The organism is Amycolatopsis echigonensis (assembly GCF_002846615.1).
Lineage (GTDB): Bacteria > Actinomycetota > Actinomycetes > Mycobacteriales > Pseudonocardiaceae > Amycolatopsis > Amycolatopsis echigonensis.
On sequence record NZ_PJMY01000003.1, the window covers coordinates 861,957 to 885,371 of the forward strand.

Here is a 23,415-nt window from a genome sequence, read left to right on the forward strand (position 1 = left end):
TCGCCGTTGAAATTCCGGTTGTTACGCCGGACGGCACAGTCCCGACTTCCAGGCAGAGTCCGGAGGTGCGCGATGGCGACCGAAGTGCCGACGTTCTGCCCGCTGTGCGTGTCGAAGTGCGGGGCCACCGCGACGGTCGAGGACGGGCGGCTGCTCGCGCTCGGTCCGCTGCCCGGCCATCCGACCGGTGCCGCGATCTGTGTCAAAGGCAAGGCCGCGCCGGAGATCGTCGCGCATCGGGACCGGCTGCTGCATCCCCTCCGCCGCACCGCTCCGAAAGGCGCGGCCGATCCGGGCTGGGAGCGCATCGGCTGGGACGAGGCACTGGCGACGATCGCGTCCCGGCTGACGACGATCGCGGAGGAATCCGGACCGGAAGCGGTGGTGTTCGGCACCGCCTCGCCGTCGACGTCGGCGATGTCGGACACCGTCGAATGGCTGACCCGGCTCCGGCGCGCCTTCGGCAGTCCCAACTTCGCCGTGTACATGGAACTCTGCGGCTGGGGCCGTCACCTCGCCACGCTCTACACCTGGGGCGAGCCGGTCCCCGGCGCGTACCTGCCCGATCTTGAGAACGCGCAGTGCATCCTCTACTGGGGCTACAACCCGTCGGTCTCCCGGCTCGCGCACGCCACCGCGACCACCGCCGCACTGCGCCGCGGAGCCAAGCTCGTCGTGGTCGATCCCCGGCGCGCCGGGCTGGCCAGCAAGGCCGACGAATGGCTGCGCGTCCGCCCGGGCACGGACGCGGCGCTGGCGTTGTCGCTCACCCGCGTGATGATCGACAACGGTTGGTACGACAAGGAATTCGTCGAACGGTGGACCAACGCCTCTCAACCGGTCGGCGAGTCCCGGCGGGTGTGGGACCTGATTGTCGAGGAGTGCGCGAAGTACCCGCCCGAGACCGCTGAGGAAATCACCGGCGTGCCCGCGGACCAGATCGTCGCCACGGCTCGACTGCTGTGGGAGCAGCGTCCGGTCGCGTTCTACACCTGGAGCGGGCTGGAGCAGCACAGCAACGCGACGCAGACCGTCCGCGCGATCGGCCAGCTCTACGCGCTCACCGGATGCATCGACGCACCCGGCGGGAACGTACTGTTCACGCCCGTGCCGACCAACCCGATCGACGGCCGGGAGCTGCTGGCGCCCGAACAGCGCGCCAAGACCATCGGCGTGCAGGAGCGTCCGCTCGGTCCGGCGAGGTTCGAGTTCGTCACCGGCGAGGACTTCTACCGCGCGGCGCTGGACGGAGCGCCCTACCGGGCCCGGGCGCTGGTCAACTTCGGCGGCAACCTGGTCATGGCGCACGGCGACAGCGCGCGAGGCCGCGACGCTCTCCGCGCGCTGGATTTTTTCGTCCACACGGATTTGTTCCTGAACCCGACGGCGGAGCAGGCGGACCTCGTACTGCCCGCGGCAAGCGCCTGGGAAGCCGAAGCGCTGCGGATCGGTTTCGAGACCAGCCAGGCCGCGCAGTCGACTGTCCAATTGCGACAGCCGTTGGTCGCCGCACGCGGCGAGGCCCGGTCGGATCTGCGGATCATCTTCGATCTCGCCGTCGCGCTCGGCCTGGGCCACCAGTTCTTCAACGGAGACATCGAGTCGGCCTGGCACCATCAACTCGCGCCGAGCGGTATCACGCTCGACCAGCTGCGCGCCGCACCGGAAGGAATCCGGCTGCCGCTGGAAACGGTGTACCGCAAGTACGAACAACGCGGCTTCCGGACGCCGTCCGGTCTGGTCGAGTTGTACTCGAAACCGTTGCTGGAACACGGATATCCGCCGTTGCCGACCTTCACCGAACCGTCGATCAGCCCGCTGTCCCGACCGGATCTGGCGACGCGGTACCCGTTGATCCTTACCTGCGCGAAGTCGCTGTTCTTCTGCGAAACCCAGCATCGGGAAATCACCAGCCTGCGCAAATCCGCGCCGGAGCCCGCCGTCGAACTGCATCCGGAAACCGCCGCGGCCCGAGGAATCGGCGCCGGGGATTGGGTGCGGCTGGAGACGCCGTTGGGAAGCGTCCGCGCGAAGGCGAAGTTCAACGTCAACCTGCGGCCGAACGTCGTGTGCGGACAGCACGGCTGGTGGCAGCCCGCCGGTGAACTCGGCCTGCCTGGCTATCCGCCGTTCGGCGACGGCAGCGCGAACCTCAACCTCGTGCTGGGCCAAGGCCCGAGCGATCCGATCAGCGGCAGCTCGCCGTTGCGCGCTTCCCTCTGCGAGATCGCCAAAGACAGCTAGTTCCGCTTCTGCGAAAGGGCATTCAGGCTGACGTCAACGATCGCGCGGAGCTGTTTCGGACTTGTCCCAGCACGGCTCATCACGGCCAGCGACTGATTGACCGCCGCGAGGTGAACGGCGAAGTCGTCGGCGTCGGCCACCTTCGCGGCACGCAAGGCGGTCCGCAGCCGCGCCCGCTGAAGGCCCAGAGCTTCGGTCGCGCGCGCGGCGATGTCCGGGCTCAGCACCGGTATCGCCATCGCGGTCTGGGCGACTAGGCAGCCATCCGGCACGCCGGGGTCGGCGATGCGGTTCAGGGTGACTTCGAAGAACTCCCGGATCGCCCGCAGCGGGTCGTCCGCCGCCTTCGACAGGGCTTGCTCGTACCTCTCTCCGTAGCGCGTGGCGTAACGGTCCAGGCAGCGCAGGTACAGGGAATCCTTGTCGCCGAGCGAAGAGTAGATGGAGCTGCGGTTCAACCCGGTCGCCTTGGAGAGGTCGTCCAGCGAGGTGTCCGCGTACCCTGCTCGCCAGAATTGGACCATCGCCGCGTCGAGCACGACGTCCATGTCGAACTGCTTCTTTCCGGCCATCGCGCGTTCGCCTCTCCTGAGCCCTGCCTTCGTGACCAGCCTACCTCATCTTGAACTGATCGGTTCAAGATGAGGTAGGCTCGAGCCATGACTGACGCCGCGCACCCCCTCCCCGAGTTGCCGCTGCCCGACCTGCCGGGATTCAGTCACCGCTGGGTCGACGCCGAAGGCATCCAGCTGCACGCTGTGGAAGGCGGCAACCCGACTGGCCCTGCCGTCGTTCTGCTCGCCGGATTCCCGCAGACCTGGTGGGCCTGGCGCAAAGCGATGCCAGGCCTCGCCGATCGATTCCGCGTGCTCGCCATCGACCTGCCCGGACAAGGCCACTCCGACCGTCCGCGCGACAGCTACGACACGCACACCGTCGCTTCGCGGGTCCAGGCCGCGGTGACCGCGCTCGACGTGCCGAAGTACTGGCTCGTCGCCCACGACATCGGGGCCTGGGTCGCCTTCTCGCTGGCCCTGAAGTACGAAGAGCGCCTGCACGGCGTCGCGCTGCTGGACGCCGGCATCCCCGGGATCACCCTCCCGGACTCCGTCCCCACGGATCCCGAGCGGGCCTGGAAGACCTGGCATTTCACGTTCCACCTGGTGCCGGAGCTTCCCGAGACCCTGCTCGCCGGTCGCGAACGCGACTACGTCGACTGGTTCCTGAACGCCAAAGCCTTTTCCCCGGACACGTTCGACAGCGCCGAAACCGAGCATTACGCCGCCGCCATCGCAGCTGAGGGCGGTCTCCGCGCGTCTCTCGCCTACTACCGCGATGCCGCGGAATCAGCGCGGAAGAATCGGGACGCTCTCGACCGGCAGCGTTTGACTGTCCCCGTCCTGGGAATTTCCAGCTCCCACGGCTCGATCCCCGACATGGGCGCTTCCCTCAGCCCGTGGGCGGACCAAGCGACCGGCGTCGTCCTCCCGGACGCCGGACACTTCATTCCGGACGAGCAGCCCGACGCGGTCGTGGCCGCCGTGACCTCGTTCATCGACCACGCGGGGTAATGCCACGTCGGATTTGCGCCAGCGAGAACGTCCTCGCGGCCAAAGACTGGCGGACATGATCCTCGGCCGCTTCCTCGCCGCCAGCACCGAATTCGACCAGCGCCTGACGTCCGTCCGCCCCGACCAGTGGACCGCCCCGACGCCCTGCACGGAATGGAACGTGCGTCATCTCGTCAACCACATGGTCCGAGGCAATCTCAACTACGTCGACCTACTGGCCGGCGGCACCCGCGAGCAGTTCCTGCACCTGCGCGACACCGACGCCCTTGGCGACGACCCGCTCGCCGCCTACACCGCGTCGGTGCAGCTAGTCGCCGAGGCCTTCAGCCGCCCCGGCGCGCTGGACCAGGTGCTCGACTACCCGCTCGGCAAGGTGACTGGCCGCCAAGCGCTGGCCGTGCGTGCCACGGATTCCGTCATCCATGCCTGGGATCTCGCCCGAGCTGTCGGTGCCGACGACCGTCTCGACCCTGATCTGGTCGCGTGGATCAGCGACAACCTCGAGACGATCTACGCCGGACTGGCGGAATCCCCCATCGCCGCGGACACAACGCACCGGTTCTTCGCCGAGCCGGGGACAGCGGTCAGCGAATCGGCCACGCGGCAGGACCGGTTGCTGCGGTTGATGGGCCGGGATCCGCGGCGATTCAGCGAGCGGTGAGCCAGGGGGCGAGGAGCTTCTCCAACGCGTCGTCCGACAGCGCCGCCGCTCCGCCGTGGAATTCGTGCCACCGGGAGGCCTCGCGGTAGTCGACTTCGAAGGCGCGCATCAGGACGTACATGAAACTTCCCGAATCGAACCGCTCGCCCAGCAGGGTGCGGGCGGTCCGGGCCACGTCCACGGCGGTCTGGCGGCCGTTGACGTCAGCCAGCTTCAGTTCCTCAGCCGCCGGATCGAGCAGGCTCGGCGCACACAACAAGACAACTACTCCACTCTGAACTGTTCGCTCAACCCTCGGCGGCGAGCTGTCCGCAGGCCGCCGCGATGTCCTGACCACGGGTATCCCGCACGGTGCACGCGACCCCGCCCGCATTCACCAGCCGCACGAACTCCCGCTCCACCGGCTTCGGCGACGCATCCCACTTCGAACCCGGCGTCGGGTTCAACGGGATCACGTTGACGTGCACCAGCTGGCCCGAGCCGAACGTGTCAAGCACCTGCACGATGCCGCTGGCCCGCAGCGGCAAGCAACTCTTCCGGATCGTGCAGCGGCGTTGTGACCGGCAACGCAGGCGAACGTGGTTCCAGGGCGGGCAGGCCTGCCGCGGGTGGTTCTGGCCGCCCGCCCCGGGGTTTTCGGGACCTCCGCTTGCCTAGCAAGCCTCACGGCGCGTCGCGCGGTCAGGCTGTTTCCCGCTGCGTCGGGAAGTCCGGCATTCCGCTTGCACATCGCGGCGGTGATCTGACCCCGCGACAAGCCGATCCTTTGCGATCACGGTACGTGTCCCGGGCGGTCGAGGGATCAGTCAGTGCAGGAATCCGTTGACGAGGGCGAAGGTGGCGTCAGTGGCTTCGACCTGGGGGATGTGCCCGGCACCGGGCACGATCGCGACTTTGCTTCCGCTGATCCGGGCGGCGAATTCGTCGGCGTAGACGGCCGGGACGAGTTTGTCTTGCTCGCCCCAGACGATCTGCGTGGGCGCGCTGATCCGGTGCAGGCGCCGTTCCAGTCCCTTGTCGGGGATGGGCCAGACGAACTTGCCGGTGCAGCCGAGCGCCCAGACCAGGCCCGCGCCCGCGGCGATCGCCTCCTCGGGGTCTTCGGGCGGGGTCAGCATCGCTTTCGCGGCGTCCCCGTCGGGGTCGGCGAACAGCAGTTCAGGGAGCGCGGCGGGCGGGGCGGCGATCCAGTTCGCGACCGGGTGCTCGTCGCGCCAGAGACCGATCGGGTCGAGCAGGACCAGCCGGGAGAACCGGTCTGGGTAGGCGGCGGCCAGTTCCGCCGCGAGCATTCCGCCGAAGGACTGTCCGATGAGGACCGGAGTGCCGATGTCCAGTTTTCGGATCGCCTCCTCGTAGATGAGCACGACTTGCCACAGGTCGTCGACCTTGTGGACGGCGTAGGGGTCGGCGGGCGAGGTGCCCGGGAATTCGGGGGCGTAGATGGTGAAGTCCTGGGCGAGGCGGTCCAGGAACCGGTCCCAGGCCAGCCCGGCGGCCGGGTGCAGGTAAACCAGGCCGGGGCCTTGGCCGGCGACCTTGACCCGAAGCTGGATCTCTCCGCCCCAGACGTCGACGGTTTTCTCGGTGAAGTCGAGGGTGCTGGTCATGCGAGGGCTCCTGTCAGACGGGCAGAATCGGCCAGCGGCGTGCCGCCGAGTCGTTCGGGCCACCAGTGGTGCGGGTAGCGCTCGTCGGTCCACAGTTGCTGTAGGCGCGGCATGACGGCGCTGGCGAACAGGTCGATGTTGTCTTTGGCCAGTTCGTGCGGCATGGAACCGAACTGCAGCATCGCGTGCAGGTTGCCGATGCGGTACTCCCGGGCGTAGGCGAGCAGCTGTTCGGCGACGGTGTCCGGGGAGCCGCAGATGACCGAGCCGGCGTCGACCAGTTCGGCGAAGGTCGCGGTGCGCATCTTGCTGTAGATACCGAAGTCCCCGGGGTCGCGCATGATCGCTTCGACGCCGCGGATGTCGATGCCGCCGGGCAGCGCGAGGCGCTCCATCGGGATGGAGCCGATGCCTTTCTGGAAGAAGTACTCGGCGTGTTCGGCGTAGCGCGCTTCGGCCTTCGCGTCGGTGTCGGCGACGCAGATCGTCTGCATGAAGCCGAGCCGGTACGGGTTGGCGTCCTTGCCGAGCCGGTCGGCGATTTCCCAGAACCGGTCGAAGATCCGGCGGCCGGTGACCTTGAGCCCGAACCAGCCGAAGTAGTTGAACCCGAATTCGCGCTCGAGCGTCATCTGCATGGTGCGCGGGTTGCCGATGCCGGTGATCCACACCGGCGGGTGCGGTGCCTGCTGCATCGGCCGCGGCCAGATGTTGACTGCGGGGTACTGGCCGAATTTGCCGTTCCACGGGAACGCGTCGCCGCGGTGGGTCCACGCTTTCAGCACCAGTTCGAGGTTTTCGTCGAACCGTTGCCGGGTCTGCGCGGGCGGGACGCCGTTGTTGAGGTTGGCGTCGTAGGCGAGGCCGACGGGGAACCCGCTGACCAGGCGGCCGTTCGAGATGCAGTCGATCATGGCCAGTTCCTCGGCGGCGCGCAGCGGTTCCCGGCTCTTGCCCAGCGATCGGCCGACCGGGTAGATCGCGGTGTCGATGTTCTCGACTTCGGTGGCGTAGGCGAGGGCGGACTCGATGATGTCCGGGTTGGGTGCCATGTCGTAGGAACTCTGGCCGTGCTCGGTGACCGCCAGCCCGTCGAATCCCGCGCGCGCGGCGTGCATCAGCTCGTCCATCGCCTCGCGGAACGCCGCGGCGACGTGCCGCGGCTCCGTGACGTCGTGATACGGGGTGGTGATGACGGATTCGAAGCGTTGTTCGAAGTCGTCGGCCAGGTGCCGGTAGGGAACCTGTTGGAAGTACGTGACTTTCACGGTGTTCTCCAGTTCTGTCGAAGCTCAGATGTCGAGCGGCTCGCCGCTGTTTCCCGCGTCGGACAAGGCATGCAAGTCGTGCACCCGGCCGACCCACTCGCCGGCCGGAGCGCCGCCGAAGGTCACGGTTCGCGGCAGCTGCGGCAGTTTCAGACCGGAGCGGCGGAACTCGCCGCGGTGGAAAATCAGCGGGTCGAGCCGGCGCGCGTCGTGGCATTCGACCTGGCCGAGCACCAGCACGTGATCGCCGCCGTCGTAGGTGCGCCACGGCCGGCATTGCAGCCACGCCGCCGCTCCGGTCAGCCGCGGCGGTCCGGATTCGGGCTCGTGCCAGGAAATCGGGCCGTTCTTGGGTTTTCCGGCGAAGTGCAGGGCGACGTCGAGCTGGTTGGCGGAGAGGACGTTGACGGTGAACTCGTTGTCCGCCAGGCCCGCGCACGCCTTGGCCCGGCGCGCCACGGACACGAGCACCAGCGGCGGATCCATCGACACCGACGTGAACGAGTTCATGGTCGCGCCTCGAGGTTGGCCGTCAGCGTCGCGGTAGGTGACCACTGTGACGCCGGTGGAGAATTCACCCAGGACCGTGCGCAGTCTCTTGGGGTTCAACGGTGTGCTCATGGCGGTCATGGAGGTTCTCCTGTCCCTGGGTCAGGTGACGACGTTGAGGAAGTCGGGATCGAGTTCGCGGTGGGTGTAGTTGATCCCCCTCGCGGCGTTGTCCATCGTCCAGGTGATCGTGCGGAAGTCCGGGCCGGTGCGGTAGCCGCCCGCGAAGACCTCGTTGCGGTTGCCCGCCGGGTCGAAGAAGTAGATCGTTTCGCCGCGGGTGATGCCGTGCCGGGCAGGGCCGAAGTCCACGGGCACGTCGTGCATCGAGAACAGGTCCCCGGCGCGCAGCAGGGTGCTCCAGTCGTCGACGTGGTAGGCGAAGTGGTGCAGTTTTCCCTGTTCCCCCTTCACGAACGCGATGTCGTGCGGTTGTTCGCCGCAAAACATCCACGAGCCGACCAGCTGGTCGTCGTCCTCGCCGCCGACCAGCCGTTCCGCGGCCCGGAACCCGAGCACCTCGGAGAAGAACCGTTCCAGCAGCGCCGGGTCTTCGGTCGTGATCAGCGTGTGGTCCAGCCGCGGCACGCCGAGGCCGCGCAGTCCCGAGCGCGGCCAGGGATCGGGATTCCAGTTCCCGGTCGCGTTGCCGAGGTACTCGACGTCGCTGTACAGCTCCAGGGTGTGTTCCGAAGGCAAGGTCAACCGCAGGCCGTCGCCGACGCCCTCGTTGTCGCCCTTGCTCATCCGTTCCACCCGGACACCGAACGACGCCGCCCGGTGCTCGAATTCGTCGAGGTCGCTGGATTTCTCGACCTTGTAGCCCAGCTTGACCAGGCCGACGCCGCCTTCCTCGAGCACGACTGAATGGTGGTCGTGCTCGTCCCAGGACTTGAGGTAGAGCCGCCCGTCCTGTTCGGCGACCTGGTCCATGCCGAGCGTCTCGCGGTAATGCTCGGCCGAGCCCGCCAGATCGGTGACTCGCACGTGGACATACCCGAGTCTGATCACACCCATGTTCGCTCCCGGTTTCAGCTGGCGGGCCGGAAAGTTCCGAAAACCCGCGTCAGAGTGTCCTTTTCGGACAGTCGAATGACGACCTCGCCGACGGGCTGTGCCCGGCAAGGAAGGCATTTGCCCGCGGCGCGCTCTTCCGCGCTCAGCACGGACTCGGCGATCGGGACGGGATAGCCGACCTCTCCCTCGACCAGATCGGCCTTGCAAGCCCGGCAACCGCCTCGCCGGCAGCAGTAGCGCGTCCGGTACCCGTGCCTGCGAACCGCATCGACGATCGTTTCTCCGGTGTGGACGGTGAGCCGCACCCCGGCGGGAAGAATCCGCACCGCCCCGGAAACCTCAGGTTGGCCGCTCATCGGCACCGCCGCCTCGTCGTCGAGTCGATTCGTTCACGCTGTCCGACGGACTGTAAGCGGGTCCCGGGCCCGATTCGATCCGCTGCGCGCGAAGCCCATCCGGTTCGCGCAAGCATTTGTGCCGAACAGCACGCGACCCGTTGCCCGGCGGTTGTCGCGCGTGTCAGATTCGCGGCAACCCACCGCTGAGGCACCGAAACAGGGAGTCGCGATGACCGGAGAATCACCCGAGATCGGCCTGACGATCGACGTCCGCGGCGTCGCCACGAACTACCACGACCAAGGATCCGGCGATCCGGTGCTGCTGATCCACGGCTCCGGGCCCGGCGTCTCCGCGTGGGCGAACTGGCGCCTAGTCCTTCCCGAACTCGCGAAGCGGCACCGCGTGCTCGCCCCGGACGTCCTCGGCTTCGGCTACACCGAACGCCCCGAAGCGGCCGTCTATGACGCCGAGAGCTGGCTGGACCATCTGGTCGGCTTCCTCGACGCGCTCGGCCTCGACCGGGTGTCAGTGGTCGGCAACAGCTTCGGCGGCTCGCTGGCGCTGCGGCTGGCCACACGGTATCCGGACCGCGTGCACCGGCTCGTGCTGATGGGCAGCGTCGGCGTGCACTTCCCGATCACCCCGGGACTGGAAGCGGTCTGGGGCTTCGAGCCGTCCGTGGAGAACATGCGCCGCCTGCTCGACGTGTTCGCCCACGACCCGCGCTTCGCCACCGACGAACTCGCAGAGCTCCGATACCGCGCCGCGACCCGGCCGGGCGTGCACGAAGCGTACGCGGCCATGTTCCCGCCGCCGCGGCAGGACAAGGTCGCGGCCATGGCCGTCCCGGAGGACGCCATCGCCGCGCTCCCGCACGAAACGCTCCTCGTGCACGGCCGCGACGACCAGGTCATCCCGCCCTCCACCAGCCACCGGCTGCTGGACCTGATCCCGAACAGCCAGCTGCACGTGTTCGCTCGCTGCGGGCACTGGGTCCAAATCGAACACGCTGCCGCCTTCGCCGCGCTTGCGGACGCCTTCCTCTCCGGGGCACTCTGAACCACGCCCCGTCACCACGTGGACAACGACGACTGCGTCAGGTGATCACCATGACCGCGACACCGAACCGGCCGCTGCCCGGCACTTCGCCGAGGTGGTCGACCGACGTCGTACGCACCGCGGACCGGGACGAGGCCCAGCAGGAAATCTCGCAGGTATTCAGCCCGCACACCCTCGAGGTCGTCGGCCCGGGCCAGGACCTCGACGTCGCGCTCCGGGCGCGCCGCACCGACTCGATCACCGTCGCCGACATCCGGCACGGCACCGAAGTCGTCGTCCGCCCCGGACGGCTGCACTCCTACTACGAGATCAACGTCCCGCTCCGCGGCCACACCCTCTCGCAGTGCGGACCCGACGAAATCGAGTCCGGTGCCGGACGCGCGGCGGTGCTCACCCCCACCGAGGAATCGAGCATGCACTGGAGCGCCGACTGCGCCCAGCTCGCGGTCAAGGTGAGCCGGCACGTGGTCGAGCGCACCGTCGAAGCAGCGCTCGGCTCCCCGCCGGACGAAGCGGTGCACTTCGCCGTCGGATTCGACCTCACCGGCTCCCCCGGCCGCAACTGGCTCCGGGCAGTACTGCTCCTGCGCGACGCCGTCGACTCCGGCGCCCCCGACCTCGTCCTGCGCCCGCTGGAAGAACTGGTCGTCGGCCAACTGCTCGCCGCCCAGCCCAACAACTTCTCCGACCGCCTGCTCCACGACGCCGCCCGCCCCGCCCGGCCCCGCATGCTCTCCCGCGTCATCGACGTGATCGACGCCGACCCGGCCGCCCCGCACACCGTCGCCGACCTCGCCCGGATCGGCGGAACCAGCGTCCGGTCCCTGCAGGCCGCGTTCTCCGAACACCTTGGGCTCACCCCGACGGAATACCTCCGCCGGGTACGGCTCGCCCGAGCACACCAGGATCTGCAAAACGCAGCCCCCGGCGACGGCCTCTCTGTCTCCGACATAGCCTTCCGCTGGGGATTCGGCCACGTGCCCCGCTTCGCCGCCGCCTACCGGGAACGCTACGGCCAGCTGCCGTCCCAGACCCTGCGCACCTGATCCGGGCAGCGGCCACAGCCAACCGGCTAGCCGATCAGCACACCGTAGAGTGCGAGGACTCTGGTCCGGACACGGGGACGCTCCGGTCGATACCACCGTGCTGGTCCACAAGAACCGGCCTCTGATCAGGACCTGTTACGCCCAGCACGAGCACTACTACCGCGCCATGCACTTGCCGCGGAGCTCGATCAGCGGGTCCGCTCGCCGAGATCATCAAGCATCACCGCGACATCAACGCCGCACCCGACGCTGTCCAGGACGGTCTCGCCGTGAAGGGGATATCGGCCCGACGGGCACAGGAGACTGAGCGACCGCAGAGGCGGCGAGGGCCGCTGAGACCGTCACCGCAGCCGCAGTCGGTAACCCAGTACCTCCACCACATCTCTACGCTCAGCGGCGACGGGATTTCCGGTGAGAGATAACGCGATAACGCCGACGAGCGCCCGGAACGGTGCGCTGTTCGAGAGGCTGGAAACGATCCGCGCGCCGCTCCGTCCGCCATCGGATTCGTGCCCCGCCCGGCGCAATGCGCATGCTTCAACGCGGCCTCGTCGCGCGGCTGATCGACCGCACTCGCACGTGCAGCTCCCGCCCATAGCCCATGAGGGGGTTGCAGCTTTTCCCGAAGGGAGGAGGCAACGGCGAACCGGCTCCTGCGGACGGGTGTCGAAACCGCGCTTCGAAGGATCCGGAGCAGACCAGCCACTCGCCGCCCCCGCTCTCGGACCGGCTGATCGGAGTGGTCAGCGGGCGAGCCAGGGGGCCAGCAACTTCTCCAGATCAGCGTCCGACAGCGCCCGTGGGCCGCCGTGGAATTCGTGCCAGCGCGACGCGTCCCGCGCGGCGGTGTAGTCGACCTCGAACGCCCGCATCAGCACGTACATGAACGTCACCGAACTGAACCGCTCACCCAACAGAGTCCGCGCCTCACGAGCGACCTCCGTCGCGCCCGTGAAGTCGGCGAGCCGGAGCTCCTCCGCAGCCGGTTCCAGCAGGCTGGGGGCATACATCACGACAAACACTCCATCATCGAAACCAACACACTCAGCCTTCAGCAGCCAACTGTCCACACGCCGCAGCAATATCCTGACCACGCGTGTCCCGCACCGTGCACGCGACCCCGCCCGCATTCACCAGCCGCACGAACTCGCGCTCCACCGGCTTCGGCGACGCATCCCACTTGCTGCCCGGCGTCGGATTCAACGGGATCACGTTGACGTGCACCAGCTGGCCCAGGTGCTTGCGCAGCCGCTTCGCCAGCAACTCCGCCCGCCAGGGCTGGTCATTGATGTCCCGGATCAACGCGTACTCGATCGACACCCGCCGACCCGAAGTATCCGCGTAATACCGCGCAGCCGACAGCACCTCATCCACCGACCACCGGTTGTTCACCGGCACCAACGTGTCCCGCAGTTCGTCGTCCGGCGTATGCAACGACACCGCCAAACGCACCTGCATCCGCTCATCCGCCAGCTTCCGAATCGCCGGAGCCAACCCCACCGTCGACACCGTCACCGAACGCTGACCGATCCCCAAACCACCCGGCGCCGGATCAGTGATCCGACGCACCGCCGCCACCACACGCTTGTAGTTCGCCAGCGGTTCGCCCATGCCCATGAAGACGATGTTCGACAGCCGACCCGGGCCGCCGGGCATGGAGCCGTCGCGCATGACCGCGGCGGCGTCGCGGACCTGGTCCACGATCTCCGCGGTCGACAGGTTGCGGTCGAGACCGCCCTGGCCGGTCGCGCAGAACGGGCACGCCATCCCGCAGCCCGCCTGGCTGGAGATGCACAGCGTCGCGCGGTCGGGGTAGCGCATGAGGACGCTCTCCAGCAGCGTCCCGTCGTGCGCGCGCCACAGGGTCTTGCGGGTCGCGCCGCCGTCCGCGGCCAGCGCGCGCACCTCGGTGAGCAGCGGCGGCATCAGGTCCGCCACGAGCTTCTCCCGCGACGCGGCCGGGATGTCGGTCATCTCCGCCGGGTCGACGGTGAGCCGCGAGAAGTAGTGGTTCGACAACTGCTTGGCGCGGAACGCCTTCTCCCCCAGTTCGACGACGGCCTCGGCTCGCTCGGCCAGCGTGAGGTCGGCGAGATGGCGCGGCGGCAGGCCGCGCTTGGGCGCGTCGAAAACAAGAGGGAGGGCAGTCATGACCGATCAAGTGTCTCATACGCGCGAAGGCTGGTGCCCCTCCCCCTCGGGCGCGCAGGCGAACCGGGGCAACGGCGGACGCCGGCGCGGTCCGGGCGCCGGGTAGCCGGAATGGCGGCCGACGAACGACGGGCCCGCTTCAACGGAAAAACACCCTACGAAGGTCGGATTGCCGAATGCTTTCCGCGGTGAATTCCCTTATCGTCGACGCCGGGCACGCGCTAATCGACCGGCGCGGAAATATCCGCCACGGTACTTCGGCAACGGAATACCCCCGTTAGTCGGTAGTCGCCGCAAACTTCGCGCGCGTACCGTTCCGGGCACATCTCCCCTTCCCCGCCGGTCCGGGAATTCCCCGGACCGGCCGGTCTTCCCCGTTGGAGGATCCCGTGAAAGTGCCCTCTTCGATTCTGCGCGGAATCGCGGCGGCCGCCCTCGCCGCGTCAGCCGCGTTCGCCGTTCCCGCCGTCGCGGACGCGGGCGAAACGAACATCTCCATGCAGGCGCAGCAGAAAGACAACTGGTGCTGGGACGCCAGCGGCAACACCATCGCCTCGTTCTGGGGCTATTCGCTGACCCAGACCCGGTTCTGCCAGATCGCGCACAACGAATCCGGCAGCGACTGCGCCGACAACCAGGGCTACCTGAGCGACCAGCAAAGAGTGTTCAGCTACCTCGGGTTCCGCAACGTCGGCACCTACAATTCCAACGGGTATCGCCTCTCCTTCTCCGGCATCAAGAACCAGATCGACGCCGGACAGCCCATCGGCACCCGGATCGGCTGGACCTCCGGCGGCGGCCACATGCACGTTCTCTACGGCTATGACGATTCGAACGGCAGCAGCATCGTCGAATACGGCGACCCGTGGCCCTCGAACGACCGCTACAACTCCATGAACTACAGCACCTACGTGTCCAACAACCAATTCTCCTGGACCCACACCGTCTACGGAATGGTGGGCTGACTCATGCTGCGAACCATCCTCCGCGCCACTGTCGCCTCCGGAGCCATCGCCGCGGCGGTGTTCGCCGCGAACCCGGCGTCCGCCGCGACAGCGCCGACGGCACCGTCCCCGTCGGACACGGCCGCGATCTCCGGCCTGCTCGCCAGCCCGGACACCGCCGCCCGCCTCTCGCACACGAAGTTCCCCGGCGCGGCACCGGCAGCCGCGCACGCCACGCGCGCCGCCGCCGACGCCAACACCCAGATCCCGGTCTACGAACCCACTGCGGCCTTCATCAACGGCGAATCCGACGTCCCCGCCGCCCTCGCCTACGTCGCCTCCCCCGCCCACCTCGCCGACGGCCGCGAGGCGACGGTGTGGGCGCAGCCGAGCAAGGCCGGGTGGCAGGTCGTCAACGTCGCCTCCGGCAACGACGAACAGGTCCACGCGGCGGCCGCGCACGGCGGCTACCTGCTGCACGAACCCCAGGTCAACGCCTGGTACTCCGTCACTGGCGACACCGTGACGGTGCTCGACGGCGCGGTCTCCGGCGTCCCCGCAGGCACCCGGGTGACTCTGGCGGCCTACCGAGCCGAGCTGCAGAAACGCTACGGCGACAAGCTTCCCGGCTCTACGTATGACAAGACCGGCGCGGGCGGAGGCTATGCCGTCCCCGCCCCGAACACCGGCACGGACGGCAGCCCGGCCATCGCACTCGCCATCGGCGGGGCGGTCGCGGCAGCCGGATGCGGCGCGTTCTTCCTGCGCCGCCGTTCCCAGCCCAGCAAGTGATCACCCGGCGGCAGGGGTACGCCCCTGCCGCCGATCCCTCTCCCGTCGAGAGACGCCGCCCGGAGAGATCGAGCGCGGGCGGCTCCATGGTGCGCGCGCTCAAGACTGCCGGCCGGGCACCGAAGCGGCGACCCGCGATTCCGATACCCGCTCTGTCCAGACGCGCCGCACGCTCTCCGCATGGGAAGCGGCGGGCGAACTGCGACGGCGACGACACGATCCCCGCACCGGGCAACCGCCGTTCAAGCCCGGGTGTAGCCGCCGTCGGCGAAGAGTTCAGCTCCGGTGACGAACGACGAAGCGTCCGAAGCCAGGAAGAGCGCGGCCTCGGCGATTTCCTCGGGATCAGCCAACCGCCCCAGCGGCACGACAGCCTCGGCGAACCGGTCGGCCTCCGCCCCCGCGGCGCTCAGCAGACCGGGGGTCCGCGTGGGGCCCGGGCTGAGCACGTTGACCCGGAACCGGCGCTCCCGCGACTGCCGCGCCCAGTTGTGCACGAGGTTGCTCAGCGCTGCCTTCGAAGCGCTGTAGATCTCGAGATTCTCATTGGGCCGCAGGCTGTTGCTCGAGCCGACCACAACGATCGAAGCGTTCTCCGCCAGCAGCGGAAGCGCCTTCTGCACGGTAAACAGCGGCCCCTTGACGTTGACGGCGAGCGTGCGGTCGACGTTCGCTTCGGTGTGGCCGCCCAGCGAGGCGTCCGCGGCGGTTCCCGCGTTCGCCACCAGTACGTCGATGCGGCCGGCCTCCGCGCGCACTCGCTCGTAGAGCGCGTCCAGGTCGGCGAGAACCGAGACGTCGGAGCGCACGCCGGTGGCCGCGGGCCCGAGCTCCTCGACTGCCGATTCGAGACGGTCAGCGTCCCGACCGGTCACGAAGACCGTGGCCCCTTCCCGCACGAAGCGGCGGGCGACGGCCAGCCCGATTCCGCTGGTCCCTCCGGTGATCACGGCGACCTTCTCCTGCAACACGCCGAACACCAGGTCCTGGAGCGAGCCCGGGAGCAGTTCTGGGCGACGGGGTACGCCGGAACCCGGATGGACGACATCGCCCAGGCGACCGGACTGGGCAAAGGCAGCCTGTACGGCGCGTTCGGCGACAAGAGCAAGCTGTTCCACCGCGTGTTCGGCGACTGGTGCACCGCTGTCGTCGAAGTCGCCGAAGGACGGCTGACCGGCGGTGACGACTCGAAAGCCCTGGCCCGGCTGTCGGAGTACGTGCACCTGATGGCGGAGAACACCGCCTCCGACGCCGAACGCCGCGGCTGTTTTCTGGCCAAAGGCGCGGCGGAACTCTCCCAACTCGATCCGAAGGTCGCCGAGCGGTCGACAGAGACCATGACGGCGTTGCTGGCCCTGCTGCGCAAGGAGATCAGCGCCGCCCAGCGCCACGGCGACATCGACGACGCGGCTGATCCGGAGGGGTTGGCGGCGCTGCTGCTGACGGTCGTCCGCGGGGTCGAGGCGGTCGGCAAGGCCGGGCTGGATCCGCAGACGCTGCGGAACATCGCGGACACCGCACTGGCGGTCCTGCCCAAGGGCCGAAACAGGCCCTGATCCGCCCTAAGCCTGTTCCACCGCCGCCGGAAGCTTCACCGGCTGCCGCAGCGCCTCAAGCACCGCGTTCACCGCCGCCCGCCGCGGCGAACCTCGCCGGGTGACCGCGACGATCGTGCGCGTCACCGGTGTCGCCAGCGTCTTCGTTGCCACCCGATACCGCGGATCCACCGCCAGCTCCGGCAGCAACGCGATCGACAGCCCGGCCTCGACGTGCTGCAGCGTCATCAGGTAATTGCTGAACCGGCACACCACGCGCGGCTCGAAACCCGATTCGCGGCAGAGCCGCAACGTCAGATTCGCCATGTAGGACTGGGGAATGTCGAGCGCCCACGGTTCGCCGGCGTAGTCGGCGAGCACCGCGGGTCCAGGCGGTTCCGGACGGTCGACGGCGGTCACCAGCACGATCGGGTCGGTCGCCAGCCGGATGATCTCCAGGTCGGGCCCGAGCGGGAGGTCGGCGAAGTCGGTGGTGGTGATGATGACGTCGCTGTCGCCCGCCCGGAGCGCCGGAACGCTTTCGTGCGGTTCCCGTTCCGCCAGTTCGGTTTCCAGCCGCGGATAGGTCTGCGCGAGACGGGTCGCGGCGGGCACCGCGAAGGTGTGGATCGCGCTCTGGAACGCGCCGATCCGCACCAGCCCGGCCGGTTCGTCGCCGCGCAGTTCGGCCTCGACCGCGTCGAGATGGTCGAGGATCGCGCGCGCCTGCCGGGCCAGTTTCTCCCCGGCAGGAGTCAGCCGGACGCGGCGGCCGGTGCGCTCCAGCAGCCGGGTGCGGGTTTCGGTTTCCAGCAGCGCGAGCTGGTGCGACACCGTGGAGGCGCTGAGATTCACGTCCTGCGCGACCGCGCGAACGGTGCCCAGCACAGCGAGCCTGCTCAACAGCCGCAACCGCGACGGGTTCAACATGGCCCCATCGTTGTTCGATGAAACCGCACAGGCAAGCGCAAACTGTGAGATGGACGCGGCGCTCGCCGCGGCTCTACCGTCGAGTCATGGCCACCGACACCTTCTGGTCCGACGTCGACCGGCACCTCGTCCGCTACGCCGGCCCCGGCTCGTTCACCGGCGAGATCATCGACCGCGCCGAGGGCAGTTTCGTCTTCGCCGAGGACGGACGGCGGATCCTCGACTTCACGTCCGGGCAGATGAGCGCGATCCTCGGGCACGCGCATCCGGAGATCGTCGAGACCGTCCGGAAGCAGGCCGCGAAGCTCGACCACCTGTTCAGCGGGATGCTGAGCCGTCCGGTGGTCGACCTCGCGCGGCGGCTGGCCGAAACGCTGCCGGACCCGTTGGAGAAGGCTCTGCTGCTGACCACCGGCGCCGAGTCCAACGAGGCCGCGCTGCGGATGGCCAAGCTGGTGACGGGCAAGCACGAGGTCGTCTCGTTCGCCCGGTCCTGGCACGGGATGACGCAGGCCGCGGCGAGCGCCACCTACAGCGCGGGCCGCAAGGGCTACGGTCCGGGCGCGCCCGGCAACTTCGCGATTCCGGTGCCCAGCGGGGCGGACTGGCAGCAGCAGCTGGACCTGGCGTTCGACCTGATCGACGCGCAGTCGGTCGGCAGCCTCGCCGCGTGTTTGGTGGAGCCGATCCTCAGCTCCGGCGGAATCCTCGTGCCGCCGCCGGGTTATTTCCCGGCGCTGCAACGGAAATGCCGGGAACGCGGCATGCTGCTGATCCTCGACGAAGCCCAGACCGGGCTGTGCCGCACCGGAACCTGGTACGCCTTCGAGCACGACGGCGTGGTCCCGGACATCCTCACGGTGTCCAAAACGCTCGGTGCCGGTCTGCCGCTCGCCGCGGTGCTGACGAGCGCGGAAATCGAAGAGGAAGCCCACGAACGCGGGTATCTGTTCTTCACCACGCACGTCTCGGACCCGCTCCCGGCGGCGGTCGGGAACACCGTGCTGGACGTGCTGATCCGCGACCGCCTCGACGAACGCGCCCTCCAGCTCGGCGCCCGGCTGCGCACCGGACTCGAGGAAATCGCGACGCGCCACGAGGCGGTCGGCGAGATCCGCGGCCGGGGACTGCTCGCCGGACTGGAACTGAGCGGCGGAGGACCGGACGCGGACAAACTCGGCGCGCGCGTGACGCAGCGGTGCCTCGAACTCGGGCTGCACATGAACATCGTGCAGCTGCCCGGGATGGGCGGGGTGTTCCGGATCGCGCCGCCGCTGACCGCTGCCGAAAGCGAGATCGACCTCGGACTGTCCATTCTGGACGAAGCGATCGGAGACGTCTCGCGGAGCTGACCACAGCGGGGAACGGTCGCCGCCGTCTGGACGACGCAGCAGCTCTTCGCGGCGCGGCCAAACACGACAAGCTGCTCCTCGGCACCCGGATCCGGCTGGTCCCGAGGGTTCACTTCGGGAACGTAGCCCGCAGCGAGACGAGCGGGACCGCGGCACCCGCCAGCACGACCGCACAGCCGGTCTGCGCCAGCAGGAACCAGAGCGGGCACGCGCCGGGGATCAGGTCGACACCGACGATCGCGACCGGCGCGACGATCGCGATGAGCCGCATCCGCAGATAAGCCGCGCGCGATCCCCGCGCCGCGGCCGAAACCAGCCACCACGAGACGGCGGCGCTGACGACCACGACCCCCGACCGGATCCACATGAAGCTGGACACCTCTCCGCCGGAAAGGGCCCGCGCCGCGATCGCTCCGAGGACGACCGCGCTCACCACTCCGTAAGCCGCGACGAACCCCTTCGCCAAGACGAGCCGATCCCGGTCGGTGGGTCGTTCGATGGTCTGCATCGGCGTTCTCCCTTGTGGTTTCCCGTTGTGCCAGCAACGCTAGGAAGCCGCGGCCAGGCCCGGTATGCGCCTGGACGCACAAGGGGGTGGGCCTGGACCCACTCCTGTCCCGCGGTGGCGGGAATCCGGTGTTTCGTGGTGCACAGTGGACCGTGAAGCCGGAGAACGAGGGGGCGAACCGATGCGATTACTACGGTCCTGGTTACGCGGGTGCGGGGTGGGACTAGGCCGAGCCGCCAAGGCCGCGGGCGTGGCCATGCTGGTCCCGGCGGTGTGGGCGGCCGCGGTGGGCCTGTGGCTGTTCTGGGGCGGCGGCCCGTGGGCGTGGATCGCGCCGGTCGCCTGGGCGGCGATCGGGACGCTGCTGCTGGCGCGGCCGGTGTGCCGGATGACCCGCGCGCTGGTCGCCGGCTGGACCGGCGTCGTGCTCCCGCCCGGATACCGCGAGCTGCCGCCGGTCACCCAGCTGTCGACCGGATACTGGTGGAACGGCCACTCCTATTCGCGCACCAGCAAAGACGCCCGGCGCGAACAGCGGCGGAAGAACTGGCGCCACGACCCGGCGAACTGGCGGGACCTGCGATTCCTCCTCATCGCGCCGTTCTCGTTCGGCCTGGTCGCGCTCGTGCCGCTGCTCGGCCTCGTCGCGGCCTTCCTGGCGCTGACGAACCTTCCCAGCGGATACTTCGCCGGTCTGCTGGTCACGATCGCGACCGCGCCGTACGCGTGGCGGAGCGTCGTCCCGGTAGCCACGCGGTTCCTGGGCGCGTCCGCGAAGATGGAGCTGGCCGACCGGGTCGACACGCTGACCGCGTTGCGCGCGGACACGACGATCGCGCAAGCCGCCGAAATCCGCCGTATCGAACGGGATCTGCATGACGGCGCGCAAGCCCGGCTAGTCGCGCTCGGCCTCGCCCTGGCGACGGCGGAGAAGCTGATGGAGACCAATCCCGAGCAGGCCAAGCAATTGCTGCGCGACGCCCGCGCCGGTGCCGCTACCTCCCTCACCGAATTACGCGAACTGGTCCGCGGCATCAGCCCGCCGGTGCTGAACGAACGCGGCCTCGTCGACGCCGTCCGCGCGATGGCGATGGACCTGCCGGTGGACGTGACCGTCGAGGCCGACTTGCCGCAGCCGCCCGATCCGCCGATCGAATCCGCGCTGTACTTCGGAATCGCCGAGTTGCTCGCCAACACGGTGAAGCACGCACGCGCGTCACACGTGCGGGTTTCCCTTCTGCGGGAAGGGAATCGGCTGTGCGCCGAGGTCGAGGACGACGGACTCGGCGGGGCGGAAATCCGTCCGGACGGCGGGCTCGCCGGACTGCGCCGCCGCCTCGCGGTCTTCGACGGCACCGTGGAGATCACCAGCCCGGAGGGCGGGCCGACCCGAGCGTGGATGATGGTGCCATGCGCATCGTCGTAGCCGAGGACCTCTACCTCCTGCGGGACGGCCTCGTCCGGCTCCTGCAGGCGTACGGCCACGAGGTGGTGGCGACCGCGACGACCGGTCCGGAAACCGTCGCCGTACTGCGGGAACACCGGCCGGACGTCGCCGTGGTCGACGTCCGGATGCCGCCGACGCAAACGGACGAGGGCCTGCGTGCCGTCCTCGCCGCGCGACGCGAGACGCCCGGACTGCCGGTGTTGATCCTGTCGCAGCACGTCGAACAGCTCTACGCCCGCGAGCTCCTCGCCGACGGGGCCAGCGGCGTCGGATACCTGTTGAAGGACAGCGTTTTCGAGGCCGAGCAGTTCATCGACGCCCTCGAACGCGTCGCGGCCGGCGGCACGGCGATGGACCCGGCGGTGATCTCGAAACTGCTCACGAGCGGGTCGCCGGACCAGCGACTCGGCTCGCTGACCGAGCGCGAGCGTTCGGTGCTGGAGCTGATGGCGGAAGGCCTGTCGAACGCGGCGATCGCCGGACGGCTGTTCCTGAGCGAAAGCGCGATCAGCAAGTACACGACGTCGCTGTTCGGCAAACTCGGCATCACCGACGACGACACCGGCAACCGGCGCGTCCTGGCGGTGCTGACGTATCTGAACTCGTGAGAACGGCCCGCACCGGCTCCGGTGCGGGCCGTCGAGGCGTCAGCCGACCAGATTGTCGAAGCGGCGCAACGTTTCCTCCGCGCCCAGCGCCTGCGTGATCGCGTGCAGGTCCGGGCTGCGGGTCGACCCGGTGATCGCGATCCGGATGATCTGCGACACCTCGCGGATCGAACCGGGGTAGGCGTCCGGGTCCTTCTTGTATTCCTTGGCGTTCTTGGCGAATCCGTGCTTCGCCGCGACGTCGCGGATCTGCTGGAACCACTCCTGGCCGTCGTCGAGCTGCTGGTAGGCCGACACGAAGTCCGACGCCACCGCGCGCACGACGTCCGCCGGAACGCCGAGCGCCGCGATCCGCTCGTCGTCGGGACCGGTCGCCGCCTGGTGCAGCTGCGGGAAGAAGAACCCGTAGACGGCGCGGAATTCGCTCCACTTCTTCAGGTCCTTGCGCGGGTTCTCGACGCCCTCGCGCTCCACCGCAAGCGCTCGCAGCGCCAGCTCGCGCGAAGACTCCAGGACCGCCTTCAGCTCCGGGTCGAACCGCTCCGCCCACTCCAGCACCGACGCGAGAATCTCCTCGCCGGACAGCGTCGCGACGTAGTCGGCGGCGAGGTCGTCCAGCTTCACCAGGTCCACGAGCGGACCGGCGACGCCGCACTCGTCGAGGTTGATCGGCGCGTCGAGCGCTTCGGCGAGCGGCATTTCGGCGAGCCGTCCGTTCGCCAGGCCGCGCAGGTAGTACAGCACCGCCGGAACCGGGTAGCCGGCTTCGAGGTAGAAGTCGACGGACGCTTCCGGGTCCTTGCGCTTCGACAGCTTCCGCTTGCTGCCGCCCTCCTGCTTCATCAGCGGCGCGATGTGCGCGTACTGGATCGGCTCGAAGCCGAGCGCCTCGAACAGCTGCTGGTGGGTCGGCACCGACGAGATCCACTCGTCGCCGCGGATCACGAGGTTCACCCGCATCAAGTGGTCGTCGACCGCGTGCGCGAAGTGGTAGGTCGGCAGCCGCGGGCTCTGGTCGGAGCTCTTGAGGATCACCACGTCGTTGCGGTTGGCCTCGGCCTCGATGGTGCCGCGGATCGCGTCGGTGAAACGCACGCGCTGCCCGGTGTCGTCAGGCGCGCGGAAGCGGACCACCCACGGCTCGCCCGCGTCGAGCTTCGCCTGGACGTCGGCCGGGTCGGCGTCGCGCCAGATCGCCCAGGAGCCGTAGTAGCCCGTCGGGAGCTTCGTCGCCTGCTGCCGTGCGGTGATGGACGCCAGCTCGTCCTTCGTCGCGAAGTCGATGTACGCGCGGCCTTCCCGCAGGAGGTGCCGTACGTAGGTGAGGTAGATCTGCTCGCGCTCGGACTGCCGGTACGGGCCGTACTCGCCGCCGCGCACCGCGTCCTCGTCGGCCTGCAGCCCGAAGTACGCGAAGCCGCGTTCGAACTGCTCGAGCGCGCCCTCGACCTCGCGCGACTGGTCGGTGTCCTCGACGCGCAGCAGGTAGCGGCCCTCGGAGCGGCGCGCGACATCCTGGTCGATCGTCGCGACATAGATGCCGCCGATGTGCACGAAGCCGGTCGGCGACGGGCCGAACCGGGTCACCTTCGCGCCGTCGGGCAGCTGCCGGGCCGGATAGCGCTGTTCCCAGTGCTCGGGCTCGGGCAGATCCGCGGGGAACAGGGCGTCGATGACCGCACGGTCCAGCATCGGAGGTCGGGTCTCCCAGGTCGTTCGGGTGATTTCGCTAGTGCTTCGAGTATCGCCGACCGCCGTCTTCCCCGGTCGTCCAGGTCCCCGGC

Annotated in this window: 24 protein-coding genes and 1 pseudogene; 11 read left to right on the forward strand and 14 right to left on the reverse strand. The window is 68.9% G+C overall.

The annotated features are described in order from the left end of the window. Positions 1-72 precede the first annotated feature (72 nt). Positions 73-2,244: a molybdopterin-containing oxidoreductase family protein gene (locus ATK30_RS08510; protein WP_101435106.1), complete on the forward strand. Its 2,172-nt coding sequence runs from the start codon at positions 73-75 to the stop codon at positions 2,242-2,244. Here the strand turns inward: ATK30_RS08510 and ATK30_RS08515 are convergent. Continuing rightward, the gene (locus ATK30_RS08515) at positions 2,241-2,816 is read right to left on the reverse strand and encodes a TetR/AcrR family transcriptional regulator (protein ID WP_101435107.1); all 576 of its coding nucleotides are present in this window, start codon (positions 2,814-2,816) and stop codon (positions 2,241-2,243) included. The two genes, ATK30_RS08510 and ATK30_RS08515, sit on opposite strands and share 4 nt — an antisense overlap. 87 nt (positions 2,817-2,903) lie before the next feature. Between ATK30_RS08515 and ATK30_RS08520 the strand changes: the two genes are divergently transcribed. Together ATK30_RS08520 and ATK30_RS08525 are read left to right on the forward strand one after the other, a co-directional pair. Then, positions 2,904-3,815 (forward strand): alpha/beta fold hydrolase, encoded by a 912-nt coding sequence (locus ATK30_RS08520; RefSeq protein WP_101435108.1) that lies wholly within the window; start codon positions 2,904-2,906, stop codon positions 3,813-3,815. A 55-nt stretch (positions 3,816-3,870) separates the two neighbouring features. After that, positions 3,871-4,476 carry a TIGR03086 family metal-binding protein gene (locus ATK30_RS08525; protein ID WP_101435109.1) on the forward strand — a complete coding sequence of 202 codons (606 nt, stop codon included), beginning with the start codon at positions 3,871-3,873 and terminating at the stop codon, positions 4,474-4,476. Here the strand turns inward: ATK30_RS08525 and ATK30_RS08530 are convergent. The 7 genes and pseudogenes from ATK30_RS08530 to ATK30_RS08560 all read right to left on the reverse strand — a co-directional run bounded on the left by ATK30_RS08530 (position 4,463) and on the right by ATK30_RS08560 (position 9,276). Beyond that, positions 4,463-4,735, reverse strand: coding sequence for a hypothetical protein (locus ATK30_RS08530; protein ID WP_101435110.1), 273 nt, complete (start codon positions 4,733-4,735; stop codon positions 4,463-4,465). The two genes, ATK30_RS08525 and ATK30_RS08530, sit on opposite strands and share 14 nt — an antisense overlap. A gap of 28 nt (positions 4,736-4,763) precedes the next feature. After that, a pseudogene (locus ATK30_RS08535) lies at positions 4,764-4,952 on the reverse strand (dual-specificity RNA methyltransferase RlmN); the annotation flags it as partial. A gap of 330 nt (positions 4,953-5,282) precedes the next feature. Then, positions 5,283-6,086, reverse strand: a complete 804-nt coding sequence (locus tag ATK30_RS08540; RefSeq protein WP_101435111.1) for an alpha/beta fold hydrolase — start codon at positions 6,084-6,086, stop codon at positions 5,283-5,285. Continuing rightward, positions 6,083-7,354, reverse strand: a complete 1,272-nt coding sequence (locus tag ATK30_RS08545; protein ID WP_101435112.1) for an LLM class flavin-dependent oxidoreductase — start codon at positions 7,352-7,354, stop codon at positions 6,083-6,085. The genes ATK30_RS08540 and ATK30_RS08545 overlap by 4 nt, the downstream gene beginning before the upstream one ends. Positions 7,355-7,378: 24 nt before the next feature. Next, a complete protein-coding gene (locus tag ATK30_RS08550) occupies positions 7,379-7,984 on the reverse strand; it encodes a flavin reductase family protein (protein ID WP_208637301.1) in 606 nt (201 codons plus the stop codon). A 21-nt stretch (positions 7,985-8,005) separates the two neighbouring features. Continuing rightward, positions 8,006-8,920 carry a catechol 2,3-dioxygenase gene (locus ATK30_RS08555; RefSeq protein WP_101435113.1) on the reverse strand — a complete coding sequence of 305 codons (915 nt, stop codon included), beginning with the start codon at positions 8,918-8,920 and terminating at the stop codon, positions 8,006-8,008. Positions 8,921-8,934: 14 nt separating this feature from the next. After that, positions 8,935-9,276, reverse strand: a complete 342-nt coding sequence (locus ATK30_RS08560; RefSeq protein ID WP_101435114.1) for a 2Fe-2S iron-sulfur cluster-binding protein — start codon at positions 9,274-9,276, stop codon at positions 8,935-8,937. Positions 9,277-9,487: 211 nt separating this feature from the next. Between ATK30_RS08560 and ATK30_RS08565 the strand changes: the two genes are divergently transcribed. Both ATK30_RS08565 and ATK30_RS08570 read left to right on the forward strand, forming a co-directional pair. Then, positions 9,488-10,318, forward strand: a complete 831-nt coding sequence (locus ATK30_RS08565; protein ID WP_101435115.1) for an alpha/beta fold hydrolase — start codon at positions 9,488-9,490, stop codon at positions 10,316-10,318. A 50-nt stretch (positions 10,319-10,368) separates the two neighbouring features. After that, a complete protein-coding gene (locus ATK30_RS08570; protein ID WP_143271360.1) occupies positions 10,369-11,364 on the forward strand; it encodes an AraC family transcriptional regulator in 996 nt (331 codons plus the stop codon). 743 nt (positions 11,365-12,107) lie between these two features. Here the strand turns inward: ATK30_RS08570 and ATK30_RS08575 are convergent. Together ATK30_RS08575 and rlmN are read right to left on the reverse strand one after the other, a co-directional pair. Beyond that, the gene (locus ATK30_RS08575; protein WP_183125964.1) at positions 12,108-12,374 is read right to left on the reverse strand and encodes a hypothetical protein; all 267 of its coding nucleotides are present in this window, start codon (positions 12,372-12,374) and stop codon (positions 12,108-12,110) included. Between the two features lie 34 nt (positions 12,375-12,408). Then, positions 12,409-13,515 carry a dual-specificity RNA methyltransferase RlmN gene (rlmN, locus tag ATK30_RS08580; protein WP_101435118.1) on the reverse strand — a complete coding sequence of 369 codons (1,107 nt, stop codon included), beginning with the start codon at positions 13,513-13,515 and terminating at the stop codon, positions 12,409-12,411. Positions 13,516-13,904: 389 nt separating this feature from the next. On the opposite strand from rlmN, the gene ATK30_RS08585 reads away from it, so the two are divergent. Together ATK30_RS08585 and ATK30_RS08590 are read left to right on the forward strand one after the other, a co-directional pair. Further along, a complete protein-coding gene (locus tag ATK30_RS08585) occupies positions 13,905-14,480 on the forward strand; it encodes a papain-like cysteine protease family protein (protein ID WP_101435119.1) in 576 nt (191 codons plus the stop codon). A 3-nt stretch (positions 14,481-14,483) separates the two neighbouring features. Beyond that, positions 14,484-15,251: an LPXTG cell wall anchor domain-containing protein gene (locus tag ATK30_RS08590; RefSeq protein ID WP_101435120.1), complete on the forward strand. Its 768-nt coding sequence runs from the start codon at positions 14,484-14,486 to the stop codon at positions 15,249-15,251. Between the two features lie 242 nt (positions 15,252-15,493). Here the strand turns inward: ATK30_RS08590 and ATK30_RS08595 are convergent, their stop codons facing one another. Beyond that, the gene (locus tag ATK30_RS08595; protein ID WP_101440705.1) at positions 15,494-16,222 is read right to left on the reverse strand and encodes an SDR family oxidoreductase; all 729 of its coding nucleotides are present in this window, start codon (positions 16,220-16,222) and stop codon (positions 15,494-15,496) included. Between the two features lie 15 nt (positions 16,223-16,237). On the opposite strand from ATK30_RS08595, the gene ATK30_RS08600 reads away from it, so the two are divergent. Beyond that, positions 16,238-16,807 carry a TetR/AcrR family transcriptional regulator gene (locus ATK30_RS08600; protein ID WP_279630047.1) on the forward strand — a complete coding sequence of 190 codons (570 nt, stop codon included), beginning with the start codon at positions 16,238-16,240 and terminating at the stop codon, positions 16,805-16,807. A gap of 6 nt (positions 16,808-16,813) precedes the next feature. Here ATK30_RS08600 and ATK30_RS08605 read toward each other — a convergent pair whose 3' ends face one another. Further along, a complete protein-coding gene (locus tag ATK30_RS08605) occupies positions 16,814-17,716 on the reverse strand; it encodes a LysR family transcriptional regulator (RefSeq protein ID WP_101435121.1) in 903 nt (300 codons plus the stop codon). An 86-nt stretch (positions 17,717-17,802) separates the two neighbouring features. On the opposite strand from ATK30_RS08605, the gene ATK30_RS08610 reads away from it, so the two are divergent. Then, complete coding sequence (locus tag ATK30_RS08610) at positions 17,803-19,068, forward strand: aspartate aminotransferase family protein (protein WP_101435122.1); 1,266 nt, start codon at positions 17,803-17,805, stop codon at positions 19,066-19,068. Between the two features lie 109 nt (positions 19,069-19,177). Here ATK30_RS08610 and ATK30_RS08615 read toward each other — a convergent pair whose 3' ends face one another. Continuing rightward, positions 19,178-19,576 (reverse strand): hypothetical protein, encoded by a 399-nt coding sequence (locus ATK30_RS08615; RefSeq protein WP_101435123.1) that lies wholly within the window; start codon positions 19,574-19,576, stop codon positions 19,178-19,180. 217 nt (positions 19,577-19,793) lie between these two features. Between ATK30_RS08615 and ATK30_RS08620 the strand changes: the two genes are divergently transcribed. Next, complete coding sequence (locus ATK30_RS08620) at positions 19,794-21,002, forward strand: sensor histidine kinase (RefSeq protein ID WP_244194558.1); 1,209 nt, start codon at positions 19,794-19,796, stop codon at positions 21,000-21,002. Further along, entirely contained in the window at positions 20,987-21,631 is a 645-nt protein-coding gene (locus ATK30_RS08625) for a response regulator transcription factor (RefSeq protein ID WP_101435125.1), read from the forward strand. The genes ATK30_RS08620 and ATK30_RS08625 overlap by 16 nt, the downstream gene beginning before the upstream one ends. Before the next feature lie 39 nt (positions 21,632-21,670). On the opposite strand, the gene ATK30_RS08630 is transcribed toward ATK30_RS08625, so the two are convergent. Beyond that, the gene (locus ATK30_RS08630; protein ID WP_101435126.1) at positions 21,671-23,323 is read right to left on the reverse strand and encodes a glutamate--tRNA ligase; all 1,653 of its coding nucleotides are present in this window, start codon (positions 23,321-23,323) and stop codon (positions 21,671-21,673) included. Positions 23,324-23,415 lie beyond the last annotated feature (92 nt).